We start from the raw sequence: 6,468 nt of genomic DNA on the forward strand, positions 1-6,468 counted from the left end.
TTCTTTTTGAGAAATATGATTTACAAAATTATATAGTTTTAAATAATTAACCTATAAGTTATCTCTAATTATACATTTATATCATTATAATGTTCTCAAAAATATGTTAATATATAAATTCATTTGGATTTATAACAAAAATTTAAATATTTACAAATAATTTATAATTATGAGCCAGATAGTTCTAACCTCGGATCGCGGAACGTTTTCGAATTACGGAGGTGTGCAGGTTTTTGGCTACGTTTCATGTCTTCCGCATAACATTGTTCCAAAGGCCTTAATGAATGCCATATTTTCAAAAAGACCTGGTAATCCTGAAAAAATAGACAGTTTTGTGCCATACTCATTAAGGAAACTTGAGGCCATACTTTTGAAGAATAATTTTAATGATGTGAAAATATCCCCGCCTGATGACATTGAAAAATTTATAGATGAAAATACAAAGGTTCTTGGTATAAATGTTCATGATCCCTATGGATTGAGCCCTGTAACATTTAAGCTAACAATGCTTTTTGGCGGGCAGGAAAGCTGGAATGCCGTATATTTTGAGGAGCTTGCTAAAAAGGTTAAAACATTAAAGGCAAAATATAATTTCAAGGTTATAGTTGGTGGTCCGGCAGCCTGGCAGATAGGATTAAAAAAACCTGATTTTGTTGATACAGTTTTTAATGGTGAGGCAGAGATTGATTTTCCTCTTATTGTCAAAAAGGCTTTGAATGGGGAAAAACTCCCGGAAAATATTACTGGAAGAATGCCGAAGGTTGAGGATATACCACCGATAGTTCATCCTGCACGGTATGGACAGGTTCAGGTTACGCGCGGCTGCCCAAGGGGATGCCAGTTCTGTTCCATAACACCTGAAACATACAGAACAATACCCCTGGAGGATATAAAAAAGGAGGCTAAAATAGAATTAAATGGCGGTGCAAAGGATATAGAATTAATAACTGATGATATACTGTTATATGGCCAGCAAAAATTAAGGGTAAACCATGATGCAATCATAGAACTTTTTAAAACAATGAAATCAATGGGAGCAAGATACGTTTTATTCCCTCATATTTCAGCACCTGCAGTTCTTAGTGACCCTGATACAGTATATGAAATGTCAGATATATCAAACCTAAAGGAATACGGGGCGGAGGCACCCGTGGTGGGCCTTGAAACAGGTTCTGTAAAAATAATGCATAAATACATGAATGCAAAGCCATTTCCCTGGAGGCCAGAGGACTGGAAATCTGTTATTGTAAGGGCAACCAAAATTATGAATGAGGCATATATTTACCCATGCTATACCATGACAATTGGATATCCGGAGGAGGATGAAAATGACTTAAAACAGAGCATGGATATTGTAAATTCAATCATAGATAACCAGTTTAAGGCCTTTATTTTCCCACTGCCGGTTATACCTATGACAAGTTCACATATACACAATAATCCATTTCCATACATGGAAAAACTACCATCTGGTTACTGGGAGCTCTTATATATGTCATGGAAGTATGACTTTGGGGTCATAAAGGATTTGATACCGGTCATGGCCAGATCAATGAACCCTGTTCTAAGGTATTTATCTGACAGAATGGTGGATTCCGTATTTTCCCATCTGGATGACATATTTTATAAACTGTACATAACACACGGAAAGAGCTCACAGGTATTTTCAAACATCAACCTGAATACCGTGGGTGGATTTCTAAAATCCATGGCCTGGCTGACAAAAACTGGATTAAAGGATAGAATTTCGGTAAATAATAATGGTGTCGCAACAAAAACCTAAAATTTTATTCATTTAATGCCTCGTCCCCTATGGATGATTTTTTTATCTTAAAAAGAACAGGTATAATAAAAATTATTGATATTATTCCAAGAGTAATAAATGGAACTGAAAATGTGCCATATACTGAAAAAAGGTATCCTATTACAAATGGAGATATGCTCCCTCCAACCTGCGAACTGAAGTTAATAATTCCGCTTGCAGATGCCAGATTCCTGTCACCACCACTTACATCTGATGCCATACCCATTGATGGCCCTGCATACAATCCATAGCTGAATCCTGCCAGAAATGAAGGCAGAATTACCAGATATCCCTTAATAAATGCAGTTGATATAATTATGGCACCGAGGAATAAAACTGTGACTGCTGCTATTAATGGCCTGCCGTTTTTGAACCTTTTCGATATCCTTCCACCAAGTGGCGATGTTATGATGCCACCTATTGACGGTATCCATGTATAAAGAAAAAGGTTTGAGCCTGATGCGATTCCGGAATAGACTATAAACGTTGAGTACAATGATAAAAATCCCAAATAGGAAAAACCTGCAGCAAACCTTATAAATGTTACATAAATAATATCCTTAGAAATCTTTTGTTTTTTGCTTTTTTTTCTTACCTCGGGCTCCTTAATAAAGGTCAAATCTATTAAAAGAACTGCTGCAAGAAAGCCAAAAATTATGTAAAATGGTAATTTGAATGTTATATTTAAAGCCTCAATTGTAATAAATTCCCCTATGGATGCGCCAACAAAATATGCTGTTTGATATATACCAATTGCGGTGGTTCTCTCCTTTCTGGGTGTCCATGCCTGTACAAGTGAGGCATCCGAGACGTAAAGTGATGCTGAAAAAATTCCAAGGAAAAATTGTATAATCATTAACGATAAATAATTATTAATAAAAAAGTAAAGCAGTATAAAAAGTATGAAAATCATTGAAAATGAAAGCTTTGATGTAAGCGACAGCCCAAATTTATCAGATAGCATACCTGATGGAATTTGAAAGGCCGTGTAACCTGCCCAGTATGATGTAATAAGCAGTGACCCTAGCAGTACGCTTATATGAAGATTTAAAATAATAAACGGTAAAATGGCCGGAATAAAATACCTTATTGATGAATTCAAATAGAATGACAAAAATGTCGGAATTATAATTCTCCCAAATGGGTAATTTTTAGATTTTTCCATTTAAATCAGGCTCATTATTAAAGGCTTATAAATATATTATTATTAAACCTTTTACCGCAAAACAATATAATAAAACAAACTATTTATTTAATTTGATGTTATTATAATAATTATGACGGCACTTAATAAAAAGGATTATTCAAGATTTCTATGGATTCATAGAAAAACATTAATTATTTTTTCGGTAATAATTCTCGCATTAAGATTTATTCTATCAATAATTAAAGTAATGGCAATAATAATCAACGTTATGGATTTAATATCATTCATTGCTGCATTTGTGCTTCTGGAGATAATATTCATGTATAGCTATAAAAAGGACATTGAAAAACTTGATGGGACTAAATATTATAAAAAATAAAACCTTCAAAATAAGAAATTTATAAAAATAAAAAATAATTTATTATCTTGAATGCCTGACCATTAATACAACAATTCCTGCAAGAAGGACGAAGACAGCCATGGAATAAACACCTGCAACAAATGAATGTGTATAGCTTTGAAGGCCACCAACCAGAATTGGGCCAACTATGCCTCCAAGATTGCCCAGGCCATTGATCATGCCAATCGATGATGCGGAGCTTTCCCTTGTTAGCGCCTCCTGTGGTATATTCCAGAATATCGGTAAGAAGCTGAATATGCCTATTGCCGATATTGTAAAGAATATAAATGACGCCACTGGTGATGAAACCAGAAGGAATGCACTTAATGCAAGTCCGGCAAATGCAACGAAGAAAATAATGGCGGTTAAATGCTTTCTATTTCCTTTTTTATCCGAAAATCTTAATATTAAAATCAGGGCTATGGCAGCGACAACGTATGGAATATCACTTAGGAAACTGGCAGTTGCAGCGCTTATATTGGCCATGGATTTTATTATTGATGGAAGCCATATTGTGTATCCATATAAACCTGTTACACCAAGAAAATAAACGATTGTTAATAATATCACATCCCTCTGTTTTAATGCCTCCTTCCATGAAACTTTTATTGGCTTGTTTTCCTCCTCGTTTTTTAATTCCCTTTCAAGTGCATCCTTCTCATCCTTTGTTAGCCACTTTGCATCCTCTGGAAAGTCTGTTAAAACTACCCAGAGTATTGCCACGGATATAAGTGCTAATATTCCCTCATATATGAAGAGGTATCTCCATCCGGGATTATTACCGTACGCCGTAAATATTGCGCCAGAAATTAGGCCTCCAAAAATTCCTGCGACAGGAATTGCGGCATTAAAAAAGGAATTTGCAACACCACGCTCCTCCTTGACAAACCAGATGCCCATAAAGAACATGGTACCTGCATAAAATGGTGCCTCTGCAAGACCCAGTATAAACCTTAATGCATAAATTTCAGGCACATTCTGTACAAAACCGGTTACAATGGTTATTATTCCCCATGCAGAAAATGCAAAGGCAAATATTTTTCTAATGCCCATGCTGTTTATTCTAAGTGTTGTAAAGACCTGGGGAATTGCATATGCCACAAAAAATAGTGATGATGCAACACCGGCAATGAAATCTGCACTTGAGGCTGGTACCCCTATATCAGGAAACATGTTCGCAGCTATTGCGTATGATAGATTAACTCTATCAAGGAAGTTTATTACATAAAGGAAAAATAAAATCGGGGCCAGCCTTATATAACGCTTTCTCAGCGAATGTTTAACACTCTTTATAGTAACATCCATATAAACCGTATTCATACTATGATTTAAATTTTTCTTATATAACTTATATATTGTATAATTCCATTTAAATATATTCAAATATATAATCCCAGGGATATCAATTATTGGACTATGCCCGGACAATATTCTGGGAATAATTATTAAACCCTAAAATTACATAAACCTTACATATACATTTTTCAAATAGGCGAAATAAAATTTTTAATATTTATTTTCTAATGAATCTGGTAAATAAAAAATTAAAAAAATATGTTTATTTAATTTATTCACTTTCTGGCTCCTTCTCTGTTGCAGGTTTGTATCTTGCATTTGTTGCATAGAATAATATTATGTAAGATAATGCTGCCACAAGCGACCCAAATACCTGCTGTGGGAAGTAGTTAAAAATTGGATTTAACATGCCAAGGCCAAAGAAGTTTATCAGAACTCCTATTACAGTTGCAAGAACAGCATTTATGTTAAAATTGCCTGAAAATGTCTTGGGTATTGTATAAAAATCTCTTATTTTCGCAGTTTTTCTCAAATTTAAATACCAGTCAACTATTAATATAAATGTATATGGGAATAATAGATCAGCAATCAGGTTTAGGAATGTTTCTATATGGGTTAAAATACCAGCTATGGCCAGTATTATTCCAAATACTCCCAGAATTGCTGTTGATACTGGCTGGGCCAATTTTTCCTTCTGCTTCTTTTTAAAGGCAGGCTGTATTCCGGCAAGGAGGTCTACAGTTGATGGATATAAATTCATTGCATTTGTATGTATTACAGCCAGGGATGCACCAAATGCTGCAACACCTAAAAGCAGAAGAAGTGCGGTATTTTTAACAGGGAATGAAACTGCCGCAAGATTCCAGTTCCCTGCATAAATATTTGATGCGTAGCCGATTATGCCCATTAAAAATACAGGAACTATTATTCCAATAGGGGCTGCTATAAAATATGCAATTTTTGTCCATTTTTTCTCATTCCTCGTTTCAGGCTTTGCAAATCTGGTTGCTGTTGAAATTTTGTATGTCCATGATAGAATAGAAAATGCCAGAACAAGATTAATATCAATCCCCCAGTTAATGGGAACTGTCTGTGCTGTTAATGCTCCAAAGTTGACATGGAATAATGTTATTAAATAATAGGTTAAAATGGCATAGACAACGATTAATAGAATTGATGTATATCTATAGAAGTATTCAAGCCATTTTAGGCCGAACATTACTAGCAAAATCTGAAGTATACCAATGACTATAAACCAGATTACCGGGCTTGAATGCGTTAAAAGTGCCAGTATTTCACCACCGGTGGCGTCATTTACGCCGAACCAGCCAAGGTTAACAAAGGTGTAAAGCAGTGAAAGGCCGTTTGACGTCCAGTACCCGTAAGTTTTTCTTGATACAACCAGTGCCGATAATGGAATCTGCCTGCCCATGTTGGAAAACAATCCTGCAGGAATTATCCCAATTACCAGTGCTATTGTAATGACCAGCACCATATTCCAGAGGCCTGTTCCAGCAAGTAAAAGACCTATTAATGGTGTTGTTGCCGATGCGCTTGCCATGGCCCAGAAGTTGAATATTTTACCTGGTGAATGCGTCCTGCTTTCCTTTGGTATTGGATTTACCCCTATAACCTCCAGATGCTTCTCGGTAACCTGCGTGTCAAAAACATCCTCATTCATTTTAATTCACTTATGGTTATAAATTATATCAGTATTTTAACTTTTTTATACAGATATAATCTAATTATATTTTATATTTCATTTTATATCCATATTATTCAAAAATATTTAATAATTTTAACAAAATGTGATAATAAATA

At 34.9% G+C, this 6,468-nt stretch carries 5 protein-coding genes; 2 read left to right on the forward strand and 3 right to left on the reverse strand.

Annotation, left to right across the window (positions count from 1 at the left end; all coding sequences use genetic code 11):
* Positions 1–169 precede the first annotated feature (169 nt).
* Entirely contained in the window at positions 170–1,783 is a 1,614-nt protein-coding gene (locus tag AOG54_RS09190) for a B12-binding domain-containing radical SAM protein (RefSeq protein ID WP_048102397.1), read from the forward strand.
* A gap of 4 nt (positions 1,784–1,787) precedes the next feature.
* On the opposite strand, the gene AOG54_RS09195 is transcribed toward AOG54_RS09190, so the two are convergent.
* Positions 1,788–2,969 carry an MFS transporter gene (locus tag AOG54_RS09195; RefSeq protein WP_048102398.1) on the reverse strand — a complete coding sequence of 394 codons (1,182 nt, stop codon included), beginning with the start codon at positions 2,967–2,969 and terminating at the stop codon, positions 1,788–1,790.
* Positions 2,970–3,081: 112 nt separating this feature from the next.
* Between AOG54_RS09195 and AOG54_RS09200 the strand changes: the two genes are divergently transcribed.
* Entirely contained in the window at positions 3,082–3,330 is a 249-nt protein-coding gene (locus AOG54_RS09200; protein ID WP_048102399.1) for a hypothetical protein, read from the forward strand.
* A 42-nt stretch (positions 3,331–3,372) separates the two neighbouring features.
* On the opposite strand, the gene AOG54_RS09205 is transcribed toward AOG54_RS09200, so the two are convergent.
* Positions 3,373–4,656: an MFS transporter gene (locus tag AOG54_RS09205; protein ID WP_048102538.1), complete on the reverse strand. Its 1,284-nt coding sequence runs from the start codon at positions 4,654–4,656 to the stop codon at positions 3,373–3,375.
* Positions 4,657–4,918: 262 nt separating this feature from the next.
* Complete coding sequence (locus AOG54_RS09210; protein WP_048102400.1) at positions 4,919–6,328, reverse strand: purine-cytosine permease family protein; 1,410 nt, start codon at positions 6,326–6,328, stop codon at positions 4,919–4,921.
* Positions 6,329–6,468 lie beyond the last annotated feature (140 nt).

Source organism: Acidiplasma aeolicum (genome assembly GCF_001402945.1).
Lineage (GTDB): Archaea > Thermoplasmatota > Thermoplasmata > Thermoplasmatales > Thermoplasmataceae > Acidiplasma > Acidiplasma aeolicum.